At 72.3% G+C, this 16373-nt stretch carries 12 protein-coding genes; 10 read left to right on the top strand and 2 right to left on the bottom strand.

Features of this window, described 5'->3' with window-relative positions:
* Positions 1–110: 110 nt before the first annotated feature.
* The 10 genes from JGS39_RS01420 (at position 111) to JGS39_RS01375 (ending at position 14467) form a co-directional block, all read left to right on the top strand.
* On the top strand, positions 111–2273 hold the full coding sequence (locus JGS39_RS01420; RefSeq protein ID WP_219566709.1) for a right-handed parallel beta-helix repeat-containing protein: 2163 nt from the start codon (positions 111–113) through the stop codon (positions 2271–2273).
* Positions 2270–3103 carry a cupredoxin domain-containing protein gene (locus tag JGS39_RS01415; RefSeq protein ID WP_306081607.1) on the top strand — a complete coding sequence of 278 codons (834 nt, stop codon included), beginning with the start codon at positions 2270–2272 and terminating at the stop codon, positions 3101–3103. Before JGS39_RS01420 ends, JGS39_RS01415 begins: the two co-directional genes overlap by 4 nt.
* Before the next feature lie 23 nt (positions 3104–3126).
* Positions 3127–4410 (top strand): hypothetical protein, encoded by a 1284-nt coding sequence (locus JGS39_RS01410; protein ID WP_306081606.1) that lies wholly within the window; start codon positions 3127–3129, stop codon positions 4408–4410.
* Between the two features lie 77 nt (positions 4411–4487).
* On the top strand, positions 4488–5108 hold the full coding sequence (locus tag JGS39_RS01405) for a TetR/AcrR family transcriptional regulator (RefSeq protein ID WP_219566707.1): 621 nt from the start codon (positions 4488–4490) through the stop codon (positions 5106–5108).
* 122 nt (positions 5109–5230) lie between these two features.
* The gene (locus tag JGS39_RS01400; protein WP_219566706.1) at positions 5231–7483 is read left to right on the top strand and encodes a molybdopterin-dependent oxidoreductase; all 2253 of its coding nucleotides are present in this window, start codon (positions 5231–5233) and stop codon (positions 7481–7483) included.
* Between the two features lie 120 nt (positions 7484–7603).
* Complete coding sequence (locus tag JGS39_RS01395; protein WP_219566705.1) at positions 7604–9019, top strand: CitMHS family transporter; 1416 nt, start codon at positions 7604–7606, stop codon at positions 9017–9019.
* Positions 9020–9023: 4 nt separating this feature from the next.
* On the top strand, positions 9024–10295 hold the full coding sequence (locus JGS39_RS01390) for an MFS transporter (protein WP_219566704.1): 1272 nt from the start codon (positions 9024–9026) through the stop codon (positions 10293–10295).
* A gap of 133 nt (positions 10296–10428) precedes the next feature.
* On the top strand, positions 10429–11787 hold the full coding sequence (locus JGS39_RS01385) for an ABC transporter ATP-binding protein (RefSeq protein WP_219566703.1): 1359 nt from the start codon (positions 10429–10431) through the stop codon (positions 11785–11787).
* Positions 11788–11939: 152 nt separating this feature from the next.
* Complete coding sequence (locus JGS39_RS01380; RefSeq protein WP_219566702.1) at positions 11940–13334, top strand: aldehyde dehydrogenase family protein; 1395 nt, start codon at positions 11940–11942, stop codon at positions 13332–13334.
* Between the two features lie 53 nt (positions 13335–13387).
* Positions 13388–14467, top strand: coding sequence for a Zn-dependent alcohol dehydrogenase (locus JGS39_RS01375; protein WP_219566701.1), 1080 nt, complete (start codon positions 13388–13390; stop codon positions 14465–14467).
* Here JGS39_RS01375 and ppk2 read toward each other — a convergent pair.
* Together ppk2 and JGS39_RS01365 are read right to left on the bottom strand one after the other, a co-directional pair.
* A complete protein-coding gene (gene ppk2, locus JGS39_RS01370) occupies positions 14464–15366 on the bottom strand; it encodes a polyphosphate kinase 2 (RefSeq protein ID WP_219566700.1) in 903 nt (300 codons plus the stop codon). The genes JGS39_RS01375 and ppk2 overlap by 4 nt on opposite strands.
* Complete coding sequence (locus JGS39_RS01365) at positions 15332–16312, bottom strand: DMT family transporter (protein ID WP_219566699.1); 981 nt, start codon at positions 16310–16312, stop codon at positions 15332–15334. The genes ppk2 and JGS39_RS01365 overlap by 35 nt, the downstream gene beginning before the upstream one ends.
* Between the last annotated feature and the right edge of the window lie 61 nt (positions 16313–16373).

Raw genomic sequence — 16373 nt, 5'->3', positions numbered from 1 at the left:
GAATCCTGGAATCCTATGCTTAACCGTAGGAATCGAAGCGCCGGGAGTCAACGGCATTCGTGCGGCACAGGGGGGTTCCAAAAGATGAACAATGCTCTACTCTCCGGCTCATGTCGTGGACACGAAGACTTCTGGTGGTTCTGGCGGCGCTCGCGGCCGCCCTGCTCGCGGCCCCGGCCGCCCAGGCGCACGAGGAACGGCCGGTCACCTTGCCCGACGGCACCGGCAGCGTTCCCACGTACCGCACGGGCGAACCCGATCTCCTGGTCTGCAAGAGCGACCGGGCCGACTTCGAGCGCCGGATATCCGGTTTCCCGGACGCCCTGCGGGCCAGGAACCTGACGCTCTTCGACCGGTGCCGGAAGTCCGGCTACCGCCATCTCCAGCAGGCCGTCGACGCCGTCACCGGGCCCGGGAAGAACATCGCGATCCTGCCCGGCCTCTACGAGGAGGAGCCCTCGCTCCCGGCGCCGAAGGGGGAGTGCGCCCGGCTGAAGGCCCCCAACTCGCAGCTCGGCTATCAGATCCTGAGCTACGAACAGCAGGCGAAGTGCCCGCACAACCAGAACCTGGTGGCGATCCTCGGCAAGAAGGACCTCCAGATCGAGGGCACCGGCGCCGCGCGCACGGACGTCGTCATCGACGCCAAGTACCAGAAGCTCAACGCGGTCCGCGCGGACGGCTCCGACGGCGTCTACTTCAAGAACTTCACCGCCCAGCGCACCACGTTCAACTCGCTGTACATCCTGGCCCAGGACGGCTTCGTCATCGACGACGTCCTGACCCGGTGGAACGACGAGTACGGCTTCCTGACCTTCGCCAGCGACCACGGCCTGTACAAGAACTGCGAGTCCTACGGCAACGGCGACTCCGGCATCTACCCGGGCAGCGCGTCGGACATCAACGACGGCTACGGCTACGAGGTGCCGCGCTACTCGATCGAGATCACCGGCTGCCGCAGCCACCACAACATGGTCGGCTACTCGGGCACGGCGGGCGACTCCGTCTACGTCCACGACAACGAGTTCGACCACAACATGGGCGGCGCCTCGATGGACAGCGCCTTCCCCGGCCACCCCGGGCTGCCGCAGAACCACGCCCGCTTCGAGCGCAACCTGATCCACGACAACAACGCCGACTACTACCCGTACGTCGCCGACGGCACCTGCGCCAAGCCGCCCGTCGAGCGCGGTTACGAGGACGGGGTGGTCTGCCCGCAGATCTCCATGCCCCCCGGCACCGGCATCATCACCGCGGGCGGCAACTGGAACCTCTACGAGAACAACTGGGTCTACGGGCAGAAGCGCGCCGCCTTCTTCCTGAGCGCCGTGCCCGCCTTCATCCGCGGCGAGGACGCCCTCGGCAAGCAGACCGACACCTCGCACCACAACCGGTACGCGGACAACCACCTCGGCACCGACAAGCAGGGCCGCTCGCGCCCCAACGGCGCCGACGTGTGGTGGGACGGCCAGGGAGCGGGCAACTGCTGGCAGTCCGACGCGGGCGCGTCCACCCCGCGCTCCCTGCCCTCGTGCGGGTCCGGGCGGGGCTCCGTCACCGGCGGCACCGACCGGCTGGTGGGGGAGCCCGTCAAGCTCGCCCAGTTGCTTGTCTGCGCCGACTACAACGTGCAGGCGCGCCGGCTGCCGGCCGGCTGCGACTGGTACGGGGCGCGCGGCATCGAGCGCGTCGAGGTACAGGCGTCCCTCGGCATCGCGGTGGTGCTGGTGCTGGTCGGCGGGGTGCTGTGGTGGCGTCGGCTGCGGGCCGACCGGCTCGCCACGGCCGCCACGGTCCTCGGACTCATCGGCCTCGTACTGGACGTGGCCGGGTCGACCATGGGTCTGGCCTCCGGCTATGTGCCCGCCCTCGCGCTGCTGCTGACGGGGCTCTGGTGGACGGGCATCGGGCTGGTGCTGCGCCGGGAGCGTCCGGGGCTGGGCTGGACCACGGTGGCGCTGGGCGGGCTGACGCTGCTCGACGCGCTGGACAAGGGTGTCTTCATGATCCCGTGGATCCCGCTGAGCCCGGCCTGGGTACGGGGACTGCTCGGCCTGGTCTGGGTGGTGTGGGCCGTCGTGGCCGCTGCCCGACACGGTGAGCGCGCGGAGGCGGCGTCGGACGCGGAGACGGCGGCGGCAGACGCGGGAAGGAGCGAGGAGGCCGCTGCGGATCCGGTCACCGGTGCTGACGGCGCGTCGGTTCCGAAGGAACCTGTCCGGCCTGCCTCGTCCACCCCACCGTCCGCGGAACCGAACGGGGAACCATCGTGAACCGACACCCGAACCGGGCATGGACGCCGCCCCGTGGACGCGGGTACGCAGCCGTCCTGCTCGCCGCCGCCCTCCTGCTGGGCGCGAGCGCCTGCGGGGGGCGGGCCACCACCCACCACAAGCCGGGCACCAGCCATGAGCAGGCCACCGGCAGCAACGGCCGGCTCCTGAGCGCGGACGACGGCTCCGGCAACCGGCTGCGCCAGGTCGACGCCCAGGGCGCCCCCGAAGTCGCCGTCACTGCCCGGCCCGACTCGGAGGACGGCTGGAACGTCCACCTCTCCGTACGCAACTTCCGGTTCACCCCGGACAGCGTCGGCGGCGCCGCACTCCTGGGACGCGGCCACGCCCGGCTCTTCCTCGACGGCCACCCCCTCGCCCGCGTCTACGGCACCTGGTTCCACCTCCCCAAGTCGCTCCTGCGCGCCGCCGGAGGCGGCACCCGGCTCACCGCCCGCCTCTACGCCGACGACCACACCGCCTGGGCGGTCGGCTCCGCCCCGGTCCAGGCCGCCACCACGCTGGGCGGCGCCACCTCGGCACCCGCACCCGCGCCCGCCTCCACCCCCGACGCCACCGCGGAGATATCGATCCGCGACGGCAAGGTCGACCCCGCCCCGGGGCGCACCGAGGTCAGGAAGGGCCGGACCGTGCGCCTCCTCGTGCGCAGCGACCGCGACGACACCCTGCACGTCCACGGCTACGACAAGGAGGCGCGGCTGCCCGCCGGCCGGACCGTCACCCTCACCTTCACCGCCGACCGCACCGGGCTCTTCGAGGTCGAGACGCACGAGACCGACCTGCTCCTGACCCAACTCGTCGTACGGTGACGGCCCTCGACGATTCCGGTGCCGTGAGCGTCCTCGCCCACGGCATCGGAGCCCAGCACGACCTGCCCCTCTCGCCCTTCTACGCCTTCGCGGGAGCCTTCGCCGCGCTCTTCGTCTCCTTCCTCGCGCTCGGCCTGCTCTGGTCCGCCTCCCGGTTCCGCGGCGACCGGGCGGGCCGCCCCCTGCCGGTGGCCGTCCAGCGCGCGGCCGACGCCCGCTCCACCCGCATCGCGGTCCGCGCGCTCGGCCTGGCCGCCGCGCTCCTGGTCGTGCTGTACCTCGTCCTCGGCCCGGCCGACCCGGACCGCAACCCGGCCCCGGGCGCCGTCTACGTACTCCTGTGGGTCGGGCTCGTCCCCGCATCGCTGCTGTTCGGCCCCGTCTGGCAGCTGCTCAACCCGCTGCGCACCCTTCACCTCCTCGGCTGCCGCGTGCTCCGACGCGACCCGGCCGCGGGCCGGCCCCTGCCCCCGCGCGTCGGGATGTGGCCCGCGGCGGCGGGGCTCCTCGCCTTCACCTGGCTCGAACTCGTCGCCCCCGACCCCGCCTCACCCACCGCCCTGCTCCTCTTCCTCGGCCTCTTCTCCGCCGCCCAGTTCACGGGCGCCGCCCTGTACGGCGCCCGCTGGTTCGGCCGGGCCGATGCCTTCGAGGTCTACTCGGGCCTCCTCGCCCGGCTCTCGCCGCTCGGCCGCCGCCCCGCCGACCGCCGCCTCGTCCTGCGCTCCCCGTTCAACGGACTTGACGCCACGCCCCAGCTCCCCGGGCTCGTCGCCACCGTCTGCGTGATGCTCGGCTCCACGGCCTACGACGGCTTCTCCGACGCGCCCTCCTGGATCACCACCGTCCAGACCTCGGCCCTGGGCCGTACCACCACCGCCACCCTCGGACTCCTCGGCGCCGTCGCCCTCGTCGCCGCCCTCTACGCCCTGTGCGCCGGGGCCACCCGGCTTCTGTCCGGCCAACTGGCGCATCCCCTCACCGCCTTCGCGCACTCCCTCGTGCCGATCGCCCTCGGCTATCTGGTGGCCCACTACTTCACACTGTTCGTCACCGAAGGGCCACGTACCGTCATGGTGGCACTCGGCGCCGACAATCCCGCACCGCCCGAACCACCCCTGGGCCCGGGCGGCGTCGCCACGCTCCAGGTCCTCGCGATCGTCCTCGGCCATGTCCTCGGTGTCGTCGCCGCCCACGACCGCTCCGTCCGGCTGTTCCCGCCCGGCCGCGCCGTAGCCGGCCAGCTGCCGCTCCTGGTCCTGATGGTCGCGTACACGATCGGCGGACTGGCCCTGCTGATCGCCTGAGCCGGGCCGCCCTCGCCCCGGCCGAGCCCGAGTCCGGGGCCGCACCCCCGCCCCCGGCCGAGGAGGCCCACGGCATCATGGAACCCGTGCCCCATGCGAACACGAACCTCCGCCGAGCCCCCGTTCAGCAGCGCAGCGCCGAGCGTCTCGCCCGGATACTCGACGCCTGCGCCGAACTCCTCGACGAAACCGGCTACGAGCAGCTCTCCACCCGGGCCGTGGCCGTGCGCGCCGGAGTTCCCATCGGCTCCGTCTACCGGTTCTTCTCCAACAAGCGGGCCCTGGCCGACGCGCTGGCCCGCCGCAACCTGGACAGCTACGCCGAGCGGATCACCGCCCGGCTGGTCACCATCCCGGCCGGCGACTGGCGGCGCGCCATCGACGCCGTGCTCGACGAGTACCTGGCGATGAAGAGCGCGGTCCCCGGCTTCTCCCTCATCGACTTCGGAGCCCCCGCACCCGACGGCGACCCGGCCGACGACGCCAACCAGCGCGTCGCGGGCCGGCTCACCGAACTGCTCGCCGGACATCTGGACCGCGAGCCCGACGACGATCTCCTGCGGTCCATCCTGGTCTGCGTGGAGGCCGCCGACGCCCTGCTCCAACTCGCCTTCCGTGCCGACCCGTCCGGCGACCGGGCCATCGTCGCCGAGACCCGGGTGCTGCTCCAGGCCTACCTCGCGCGCGTACTGGACTGAGCCGGACCGGCCCCGCGGCAACCATCTCGTCCGCACACCTCCCCAGCATGCGTACCGGTCGGTATGCTCGGCCGTGCTTGCTCATGTCCGCGCGCCACCGCTGCCGCCGCCCGGGAGGGCCCATGCCGCACGACCCCAGCAGCTCCCGTACCGCCCTGCGCATCTGCCCCCTCTGCGAGGCCACCTGCGGGCTCACCCTCACCATCGAGGGGACCAGGGTCACCGGCGCCCGCGGCGACCGGGAGGACGTGTTCAGCAAGGGGTTCATCTGCCCCAAGGGCGCCTCGATCGGCGGCCTCGACGAGGACCCCGACCGGCTGCGCACCCCTCTCGTCCGCAAGGACGGCGTGCTGACCGGGGCGAGCTGGAGCGAGGCCTTCGATGCGATCGCCCGCGCCTTGCCGGCTCTCGCGCAGGAGCACGGGCCACAGGCCGTCGGCGTCGTCCTCGGCAACCCCAACGTGCACACCATGGCCGGTGCGCTCTACCCGCCCGCCCTGCTCGCCGCCCTGCGCACCCGGGCGCTGTTCACCGCGAGCACCCTGGACCAGATGCCCAAGCACGTCTCCAGCGGGCTGCTCTTCGGCGACCCGAACAGCATCCCGGTGCCGGACCTGGACCGCACCGACCACCTGCTGATGCTGGGTGCCAACCCCCTCGAATCCAACGGCAGCCTGTGCACCGCCCCCGACTTCCCCGGCAGGCTCAAGGCGCTGCGCCGCCGCGGCGGCAGCCTCACCGTCATCGACCCGCGCCGCACCCGCACCGCGCGCCTCGCCGACCGGCACGTGGCCATCCGCCCGGGCACCGACGCCCTCCTGCTCGCCGCGATGGCGCACGTCCTGTTCGAGGAGAAGCTCACCGACCCCGGCGCGCTCGCGGACCATGTCGAGGGGATCGACGAAGTGGCCGAAGCGGTGCGTGACTTCACCCTGGAGGCCGTCGCCGCGGCCTGCGACGTGGACGCCGCGACCATCCGTACCCTCGCCCGGGAGCTGGCCGCCGCCCGCACCGCCGCCGTGTACGGCCGGATCGGCAGCTGCACCGTCGAGCACGGCACCCTCGCCAGCTGGCTCGTCGACGTGCTCAACGTCCTCACCGGCAACCTCGACCGCCCCGGCGGCGCCCTCTTCCCGCTTTCCGCGACCGCCCGGTCCCCGCGCCCCGCCGCCCCCGGCAAGGGGTTCGCCCTCGGGCGGTGGGCGAGCCGGGTCTCCGGGCACCCCGAGGCCAAGGGCGAACTGCCCATGTCCGCACTGGCCGAGGAGATCGGCACACCGGGCGAGGGGCGGATCCGCGCGCTGATCGTCCTGGCTGCGAACCCCGTGCTCTCCGCGCCCGACGGTGACCGGCTCGACGCCGCACTGGCCGACGGGCTCGACTTCATGGTGAGCGTGGACCCCTATCTCAACGAGACGTCCCGCCACGCGGACGTGGTGCTGCCCCCGCCGCCGCCCTCGCAGAGCGCCCACTTCGACTTCGCGTTCAACACCCTGGCCGTGCGCAACCAGGTCCGCTACACCCGCCCCGCCCTGCCGCTGGGAGAAGGCCTGATGGACGAGGCCGAGATCCTCGCCCGGCTCGTCCTCGCCGTCTCCGGGACGCACGGCGCCGAGCCGGACGCCGTGGACACCGGGATCATCGACCGGGCCCTCGGCAAGGCGGTCGCGGACCCGCTCTCACCCGTCCACGGCCGGGACCCCGCCGGTGTCTCCGCCGAACTCACCGGCCGTACCGGGGCGGAGCGGCGCCTCGACCTGATGCTCCGCCTCGGCCCGTACGGCGAGGGCTTCGGTGCCGACCCCGACGGGCTGAGCCTGGAGCGGCTGCTCGCCCACCCGCACGGCATCGACCTCGGCCCCCTCGCTCCCCGCGTCCCGGAGGTCCTGACCACCCGCAGCGGGCGCGTCGAACTGTTCCCCGCCCCGATAGCGGCCGATCTGCCGAGGCTGCGCCGCGCCCTCGACGGACGTACCGACCCCGAAGCGCTCGTCCTCGTCGGCCGCCGCCACCTGCGCTCCAACAACAGCTGGCTGCACAACGTCGCCGCGCTGCGCGGCGGATCGAACGTCTGCACCCTCCAGATCCACCCCGAGGACGCGGCACGGCTCGGACTGAGCGACGGCGCACCCGCCACGGTCACCGCGGACGGCGGCGAGCTCACGGTCCCGGTCGAGATCACCGACGGCGTGCGGACCGGTGTGGTGAGCCTCCCGCACGGCTGGGGACACAACCGCCCGGGCACCCGGATGTCCGTCGCCTCCGCGCAGCCCGGCGTCAACGTCAACCAGCTCCTCGACGGCAGCCGCCTCGACCCGCTCTCCGGCACCGCCGTGCTCAACGCCATCCCCGTCACGGTGACACCCTCGCGTTGACCTGGGGTTTTGCTCGTATTGCTCGCATGTCAACGTCTTGTTAACGCCATATGGCGCGCCCTAACGTCATCCGCACCGCCGGCTCCGGTGGGAGTTCAAAGGTGAACGATAGGTGTCCATATGCTGACCATCCTCGGCTTTGCCATGATTGCGACCTTTCTGGTCCTGATCATGATGAAGAAGATGTCGCCGATCGCGGCGCTCGTGCTGATCCCCGCCCTCTTCTGCGTAGCCGTGGGGAAGGGCGCGCATCTCGGTGACTACGTCATCGAGGGCGTCGGCAATCTGGCGCCGACCGCCGCCATGCTGATGTTCGCGATCGTCTACTTCGGCGTGATGATCGACGTCGGGCTCTTCGACCCGATCGTCCGGGGCATCCTGCGCTTCTGCAAGGCCGACCCCATGCGGATCGTCGTGGGTACGGCGGTGCTCGCCGCGATCGTCTCGCTGGACGGTGACGGCTCCACCACCTTCATGATCACCGTCTCGGCGATGTATCCGCTCTACAAGCGCCTGAAGATGAGCCTGGTCGTGATGACCGGAGTCGCCGCCACGGCGAACGGCGTCATGAACACCCTTCCCTGGGGCGGTCCCACGGCCCGCGCCGCCACCGCCCTGAAGCTGGACGCGGGCGACATCTTCGTCCCCATGATCCCGGCGCTCGGCGTCGGACTGCTGGCCGTGATCCTGCTCGCCGTGGTCCTCGGCCGGCGCGAGCGCAAGCGGCTCGGCACGCTCACCCTGGACGGGACCCGGGCGACCGTCTCCGTCACGGAATCCGAGCCGGTTCTCGTCGCCGCCGGCGGCGGCGACCGCCTGCGCAAGGGCACAGGCTCCGCCGGTGCGGGCGGCGCGGCACCCGACGAGGAGGCGGAGGAAGGGACCGACGAGGGCTTCAAGGGTCTCGACCCCCACCGCGCCACCCTGCGGCCGAAGCTCTACTGGTTCAACGCCGGTCTCACCATCGCCCTGCTCACCGCGATGATCATGGAACTGATGCCGATCCCGGTGCTCTTCCTCCTCGGCGCGGCCCTCGCCCTCACCGTCAACTTCCCCCACATGCCAGACCAGCGGGCCCGGATCGCGGCCCACGCCGACAACGTCCTCAACGTCTCCGGCATGGTCTTCGCCGCCGCCGTCTTCACCGGCGTGCTCACCGGCACCGGCATGGTCGACCACATGGCCGACTGGCTGGTCGGCGCGATCCCGGAGGGCATGGGACCGCACATGGCCCTCGTCACCGGCGTGCTGAGCATCCCGCTGACGTACTTCATGTCCAACGACGGCTTCTACTTCGGCGTCGTGCCCGTACTCGCCGAGGCCGGAGCCGCCCACGGCGTCTCCCCCCTGGAGATCGCCCGCGCCTCCCTGGTCGGCCAGCCCCTGCACATGTCGTCCCCGCTGGTCCCCGCCGTCTACGTCCTCGTCGGCATGGCCAAGGTCGAGTTCGGCGACCACACCCGCTTCACCGTCAAGTGGGCCGCGCTCACCTCCCTGGTGGTGCTCGGCGCCGGACTCCTGTTCGGGATCATCTAGAACCATGACCGACACCACCGGGCCCGGCCGGAGCTGGCTGCTGCGCCTCGTCATCGCCTTCGCCTTCGCGCAGGGGGCGGTGTCGATGGCGCGGCCCGCCGTCTCCTACCGGGCCCTGGCGCTGGGCGCCGACGAGCGGGCGATCGGCGTGATCACCGGGGTGTACGCGCTCCTCCCGCTCTTCGCCGCCGTACCGCTGGGACGCCGGACGGACCACGGCAGATGCGCACCGCTGCTGCCGCTCGGCGTCGTCCTGATCGCGGGAGGATGCGCCCTCAGCGGCCGCGCGGACACCCTGACCGCGATGGCGGCCTGGAGCGGAGTCATGGGTCTCGGCCACCTCTGCTTCGTGATCGGTGCCCAGTCGATCGTCGCCCGCCAGTCCGCCCCGGCCGAACAGGACCGCAACTTCGGCCACTTCACCATCGGCGCCTCCCTCGGCCAGCTCATCGGGCCGATCGCCGCCGGGTACCTGATCTCCGAACGTGACGGCGCCATGGGCCGCACCAGCGCGCTCGCCCTGATGGTCTCGGCAGCCGTCGCCGCCGTCTCCTTCGCCTCGCTCTGGCGCATCGAGCACCGGACGGCCCCCGCACGCCGCGGCAGGACCCCGTCGGCCAAGGTGCCCGTGGGCAGCATTCTGCGGGCCCGCGGAGTCCCCGCCGGGATCTTCATCAGCCTCGCCGTGCTCTCCGCGACCGACATCCTCACCGCGTATCTGCCCGTCGTCGGCGAACACCGGGGCATCGCCCCCGCCACGGTCGGCCTGCTGCTGAGCCTGCGCGCCGCCGCCACCATCGCCTGCCGGCTGGTGATGACCCCGATGCTCCGCATGCTGGGCCGGGCGGGCCTGCTCGCCTCCACCTGTCTGCTGGCCGGACTGCTCTGCGCCGCCATCGCCCTCCCCGTCCCCGTCCCGGTGCTGGCCCTGATGCTCGCCGTCCTCGGCTTCTGTCTCGGAGCCGGGCAGCCCCTGTCGATGACCACCGTGGTCCAGGCCGCCCCGGCGGCCGCGCGCTCCACCGCGCTCGCCCTGCGGCTGACCGGCAACCGGCTCGGCCAGGTGGCGACGCCCGCTGCCGCGGGACTCGTCGCCGGAGTCGCGGGCACCGCGGCCCCGTTCGTCATGCTCGGCGCGCTGCTGATCGTGGCGGCCGGCCTCGGAGCGCGCGGCAGGGACGGCCGTGCGCCGCGCCGGAGCGGGGTCCCGGAACCGGATCCGGCCGTTCCCGAGGGCGGCCCGGCGCGGGCGGGCCTCAACCGGAATCCCACCTGACACTTACGCCTCCGCAGTCCCAGTACGGCGCAACCTTTGCGCGAGTCATTCCCTCACCCTGCGCAGTGGGTTAATTTCAGGCCACTGCTGCCGCTCCCCACCGCTCCACCTTCATCCTCCCGGGCGGAACCACATGACTCGCGCCATCATCCTGAACAACGTAAGCAAGGCCTACGGACGCTCCTCGCGCGCCGTGGACCGCCTCTCGCTCTCCATCGACCCGGGCGAGTTCGTCGTCCTGCTGGGCCCTTCGGGGTGCGGCAAATCCACCGTGCTCCGCATGATCGCCGGCCTGGAGGACGTCACCGAGGGCGAGATCCTGCTCGACGGTGAACCGGCCAATCACCTGACCCCCCGCGAACGCGGCATGGCCATGGTCTTCCAGAACTTCGCGCTCTACCCGACCATGACCAACCGGGCCAACATCGGTTTCCCGCTGAAGCTGGAGAACCCCCGCCAGGACCACAACGAGCGCGTCGAGAACACGGCCAGGATGCTCGGCATCGAGAGCGTCCTGGACCGTCTGCCCGGCCAGCTCTCCGGTGGCGAGCGTCAGCGGGTCGCCATGGGACGGGCGATCTCGCGTCAGCCCTCGGCCTTCCTCATGGACGAACCGCTCTCCAACCTCGACGCGAAGCTCCGCAACCACCTGCGGGCCGAGATAGCCCTGCTCACCAAGGAGCTCGGCGTCACCACGGTCTACGTGACGCACGACCAGGCCGAGGCGATGTCGCTGGGCCACCGGGTCGCCGTGATGCGCGGGGGAGTGCTCCAGCAGGTGAGCCCGCCGCGCGAGGTGTACTCGCTGCCGGAGAACGTCTTCGTCGCCGCGTTCATCGGCACCCCGCGGATCAACCTGCTGCAGGCCGTCGTGCACGCGCCGCTGGAGGGCCGGATGTCGATCGACCTCGGCCGCCAGCGCCTCCCGCTGCCCGAGCCCCTGAGCCCCGACCACCAGCTGCTGCGGATCCAGCAGGGCCGGCGCATCATCGTCGGACTGCGCTCCGAGGCGGTCCGGATCGCCCCGCCCAGCCAGGCCCGCCCCGGCGAGGTCGCGCTCAGCGGCATCGTCGAGCACGTCGAGTACCAGGGGCACGAGGCGCTCGTCCACCTCAACACCGGTTCGCAGCCCGCGGTGGTGCCGGACCTGGAGTCGGCCCGCCCGGACCGCGGCACCGTACGCAGACGCCGTGGCGGCCAGGGCGGGGCCGGCGTCCTGGAGCGCCTCAAGGAACGCGCCACCGGGCTGACGGGGTCGCCCGTCGCCGTCCTCGACGACCCCGGAACCGAGCCGCTTCCGCCGGGCGTGCACAGCCCCGACCGCCCCGCGGTCACCGCCAGCGACCTCGTCGTCCGCACCGGTCCGGACATGCGGCTGCGCACCGGGGGCCAGGTCCCGCTCCTGGTCGACCTGGCGCACCTGTACGTCTTCGACCACCAGGGCCGCCGGATCTGCCCGCTGCCGAAGGACGTTCCGGGCCTGGAGGTGTAGGGCGACGGCATACCGGGCCCGCCCGCCGCTCGCCTCCCCCGGGCGACGGGCGGGCCCCGGCACGTGACGGACGTCTCTGGCGCCAGAAAACTAACGGCGCTAGTTTAGGGCGCGGACGACCTCGTCCGTCACCGCGTCCGGGAGGAACAGCCATGAAGGCCCATGACGGTATGTACATCGGCGGCGCATGGCGGCCCGCCGCCGGCAAGGACACCGTCGCGGTGGTGAACCCGGCGGACGAACAGGTCATCGCGCACGTCCCGGCGGGCACCGCCGAGGACGTCGACGCCGCGGTACGTGCCGCCCGCGCCGCGTTCCCCGGCTGGGCCGCGACTCCGCCCGCCGAGCGGGCCGCCCTGATCGGCGCGCTGCGCGATGTGCTGGCCGCCCGCAAGGACGAGATCGCCGGGACGGTGACCGCCGAACTGGGCTCGCCGCTGCCGATGTCGCAGATGGTGCACGCGGGCGTGCCGGTCCTGGTCGCCGGTTCGTACGCCGAACTGGCCGCGACGTACGCCTTCGAGCAGCGGCACGGCAACTCCACCGTGTTCCTGGAGCCCGTCGGCGTGGTCGGCGCGATCACCCCGTGGAACTACCCGCTGCACCAGATCGTCGCCAAGGTGGCCCCCGCGCTCGCCGCCGGCTGCACCGTCGTCCTCAAGCCGGCCGAGGACACCCCGCTCACCGCGCAGCTCTTCGCCGAGGCCACCGAGGAGGCCGGTCTGCCCGCCGGCGTCTTCAACCTGGTCACCGGCCTCGGCCCGGTCGCCGGACAGGCGCTCGCCGAGCACGAGGACGTCGACCTCGTCTCCTTCACCGGCTCCACGGCCGTCGGCCGGCAGATCGGCGCCACGGCGGGCGGCGCGATCAAGCGCGTCGCGCTGGAGCTCGGCGGCAAGTCCGCCAACGTCATCCTGCCCTCGGCGGACCTGGCCAAGGCGGTCAACGTCGGCATCGCCAACGTGATGTCCAACTCGGGCCAGACGTGCAGCGCCTGGACCCGGATGCTGGTGGACGCCGAACGGTACGAGGAGGCCGTCACCCTCGCCGCCGCGGCCGTCGCCAAGTACGTACCCGGCGAGCGCGTCGGACCGCTCGTCAACGCCAAGCAGCAGGCACGGGTGCGCGGTTACATCGAGAAGGGCATCGAGGAGGGCGCCCGCGTCGTGGCCGGCGGCCCCGAGGCGCCGCTCTCCACCGGGTACTACGTCAGCCCCACCGTGTTCGCCGACGTCACTCCGGAGATGACCATCGCACAGGAGGAGATCTTCGGCCCGGTCGTCTCGATCCTGAAGTACGAGGACGAGGCGGACGCGCTGCGCATCGCCAACGGCACCGTGTACGGGCTCGCGGGCGCCGTCTGGGCCGCCGACGACGCGGAGGCCGTCGCCTTCGCCCGCCGGATGGACACCGGCCAGGTCGACATCAACGGCGGCCGCTTCAACCCGCTCGCCCCCTTCGGCGGCTACAAGCAGTCCGGCGTCGGCCGCGAACTCGGCGAGCACGGTCTCGCCGAGTACCTCCAGACCAAGTCCCTCCAGTTCTGAACCGCCCCCTGGGTCCGCAGAGTCCGCGCCCCCGATCAGCAAGGAGCCAGTCCGTGGTCCGCGCCGCCGTACTGTCCGCCGTCGGAGCTCCGCTGGAGATCACCGACATCACCCTGCCCGAGCCCGGCCCCGGCCAGGTGCGCATCCGTCTCGCCGCCGCCGGGGTCTGCCACTCCGACCTCTCGCTGTCCGACGGCACCATGCGGCTGCCCGTCCCGGCCGTCCTCGGCCACGAGGGCGCGGGCACCGTCGTCTCGGTGGGCGAGGGCGTCGGCCATCTCGCCCCGGGCGACGGCGTCGTCCTCAACTGGGCACCGTCCTGCGGCAGCTGCCACCACTGCGGCATCGGCGAGGTCTGGCTCTGCACCAACGCCCTGGCCGGTGCGGCCAACATCCACGCCCGCACCGCGGACGGCACCGAACTGCACCCCGGACTGAACGTCGCCGCCTTCGCGCAGGAGACCGTGGTCGCCGCCAACTGCGTGCTGCCCGCCCCGGACGGCATCCCGCTCACCGACGCGGCCCTGCTCGGCTGCGCGGTGCTGACCGGGTACGGCGCGGTCCACCACAGCGCCCAGGTCCGCGCCGGCGAGTCCGTCGTCGTGTTCGGCATCGGCGGCGTCGGCCTCGCCGTGCTCCAGGCCGCCCGGATCGCCGGCGCCTCGAAGATCATCGCGGTGGACGTCTCCCCGGAGAAGGAGGACCTCGCGCGCCGGGCCGGTGCCACGGACTACGTGATCGCCTCCGCGACCACGCCCCGCGAGATCCGGAAGCTCACCGGCGGACAGGGCGCGGACGTGGCCGTCGAGTGCGTGGGCCGGGCCACCACCATCCGCGCCGCCTGGGAGTCCACCCGCCGGGGCGGCCGCGCCACGGTCGTCGGCATCGGCGGCAAGGACCAGCAGGTGACGTTCAACGCCCTGGAGATCTTCCACTGGGGCAGGTCCCTGACCGGCTGCGTGTACGGCAACAGCGACCCGGCCCGCGATCTGCCGGTGCTGGCCGACCACATCAGGGCGGGCCGCTTCGACCTCTCGATGATGGTCACCGAACGGATCGGCCTGGACGGCATCCCGGCGGCCTTCGACAACATGATCGCCGGCAAAGGCGGCCGCGCCCTGGTGGTCTTCTAGGGCTTCTTCGGAGTGGGCTTCACGGGCGCGGCTTCGTGCTCGCCCTGCTCGAAGATCCGGGAGGCCGGGCCCACGATCAGCGGGTCCGGCTCCCCGGCCACCGACGCGTCCTTGTCCGGGTAGTCGAAGCGGTGCAGGACATGGCGGATGGCCTCCAGCCGGGCCCGCTTCTTGTCGTTGCTCTTCACCACGGTCCACGGGGCGTCCGCCGTGTCCGTGTGGAAGAGCATCAGCTCCTTGGCCTCGGTGTACGCGTCCCACTTGTCGAGCGACGCGAGGTCGACCGGGCTCAGCTTCCACTGCCGCACCGGGTCGGTCTGCCGGCTCATGAACCGCTTGCGCTGCTCGTGGCGCGAGACGGAGAACCAGAACTTCACCAGATGGATGCCGTCGCGGACGAGCATCCGCTCGAACCCCGGTGTCTGGTGCATGAATTCGAGGTACTCGGACGTCGAGCAGAAGTCCATCACCCGCTCCACACCGGCCCGGTTGTACCAGGACCGGTCGAACATCACGATCTCCCCGGCGGTCGGCAGATGCGCCACGTACCGCTGGAAGTACCACTGCGAGCGTTCGCGTTCGGTCGGCTTCTCCAGCGCCACCACGCGCGCACCACGGGGGTTGAGATGCTCGGTGAACCGTTTGATGGTGCCGCCCTTGCCGGCGGCGTCGCGTCCCTCGAAGAGGATGACGAGCCGCTCGTCGTGCTCCTTGATCCAGTGCTGGAGCTTGAGCAGTTCTATCTGCAGGGCACGCTTGGACAGGTCGTACGCCTTGCGGCCGAGCTTGGAGTCGTACGGATAGTCCTCGCGCCAGGCGTCACAGCCCTCGGGGGCCGCAGGCTCGGCGGCCCCCTTCGCCTTCCTACGGCCGGTCCGCTGCTTGGCACTCGGCGTCATGAGGGGGTCCTTCCACCGGCTGGGCGGGATTCTTCCGCGTCGCACCAGTCTGCGGACGCATCCGGGAGACCGCCACCCCGGCCAGACAGAGCAGCCCGCCGGTGACGGTGAGCAGTGCGGGCACCTCGTCCAGCAGCAGCCACGACATCAGCACCACGAGCGCCGGCACCGCGTAGGTGGTGGCGCCCATCCGGCCCGCCGTGGTGCGCGCGAGCGCGTAGGCCCAGGTGGTGAAGGCCAGCGCGGTCGGGAAGATACCCAGGTAGACCATGTTCAGGGTCGCCGACAGGGGCGCGTCGGCCGCGTCGGAGATCAGCGCACCGGCGAACGGCAGGCACGCCACCGTGCCGACCAGGCAGCCGAACGTGGTGATCTGGAGCGCCGAGCCGTGCCGCAGCGCGGGCTTCTGGCCGACGACTCCGCCCGCGTACGCGACCGCCGCCAGCAGGCAGAGCAGCACGCCCAGCACCGAGGAACTCCCGTGACCCGACATGGAGAGCCCCACCACCGCGGCGCCCGCGAAGGACACGCCCATGCCCAGCAGCAGCCGGCGCGGCAGCCCCTCGCCGAGCAGCCGGGAGCCGAGGAGGGCGATCAGCAGGGGGCCGATGTTCACGACCATCGCGGCGGTCCCGGCGTCCACCTGCTGCTCGCCCCAGTTGAGCACCACCATGTACAGGCCGAACCACAGCAGCCCCGACCAGAGGATGCCCGGCCAGGCCGCCCGTGGGGGCAGCCCCTCCCGCCGCAGCAGCAGGAGGGCGCCGAGCGCCAGGGAGCCGGCCAGCAGCCGCCCGAGGGCCAGTGCGCCGGGGGAGTAGGCCTCGCCCGCGCTGCGGATGGAGACGAAGGCGGAGGCCCACAGGACCACGGTGGTGCAGGCGGCTGCCGTGGCCCGCCGGTCACGGTGTCCGGGAGGCGCGGCGGAGGAGGGGAGCGTCGTCATGGACCTGACCGTAGAGCCAGGACGGTTCGGTGCCCACCGAATAGTCGCGGGCCCGGCGCAG

The sequence above is a fragment of the Streptomyces poriferorum genome, assembly GCF_019399235.1.
GTDB classification, from domain to species: domain Bacteria; phylum Actinomycetota; class Actinomycetes; order Streptomycetales; family Streptomycetaceae; genus Streptomyces; species Streptomyces poriferorum.
This window is presented reverse-complemented; position numbering and strand designations above follow the sequence as displayed.

What these genes read in the sequence shown, in the direction of transcription:
- JGS39_RS01385 (WP_219566703.1), top strand. Translation starts at nt 10,429, where the DNA reads ATGACTCGCGCCATCATCCTGAACAACGTAAGCAAGGCCTACGGACGC.
- ppk2 (WP_219566700.1), bottom strand. Translation starts at nt 15,366, where the DNA reads ATGACGCCGAGTGCCAAGCAGCGGACCGGCCGTAGGAAGGCGAAGGGG.
- JGS39_RS01395 (WP_219566705.1), top strand. Translation starts at nt 7,604, where the DNA reads ATGCTGACCATCCTCGGCTTTGCCATGATTGCGACCTTTCTGGTCCTG.
- JGS39_RS01390 (WP_219566704.1), top strand. Translation starts at nt 9,024, where the DNA reads ATGACCGACACCACCGGGCCCGGCCGGAGCTGGCTGCTGCGCCTCGTC.
- JGS39_RS01420 (WP_219566709.1), top strand. Translation starts at nt 111, where the DNA reads ATGTCGTGGACACGAAGACTTCTGGTGGTTCTGGCGGCGCTCGCGGCC.
- JGS39_RS01400 (WP_219566706.1), top strand. Translation starts at nt 5,231, where the DNA reads ATGCCGCACGACCCCAGCAGCTCCCGTACCGCCCTGCGCATCTGCCCC.
- JGS39_RS01365 (WP_219566699.1), bottom strand. Translation starts at nt 16,312, where the DNA reads ATGACGACGCTCCCCTCCTCCGCCGCGCCTCCCGGACACCGTGACCGG.
- JGS39_RS01380 (WP_219566702.1), top strand. Translation starts at nt 11,940, where the DNA reads ATGAAGGCCCATGACGGTATGTACATCGGCGGCGCATGGCGGCCCGCC.
- JGS39_RS01405 (WP_219566707.1), top strand. Translation starts at nt 4,488, where the DNA reads ATGGAACCCGTGCCCCATGCGAACACGAACCTCCGCCGAGCCCCCGTT.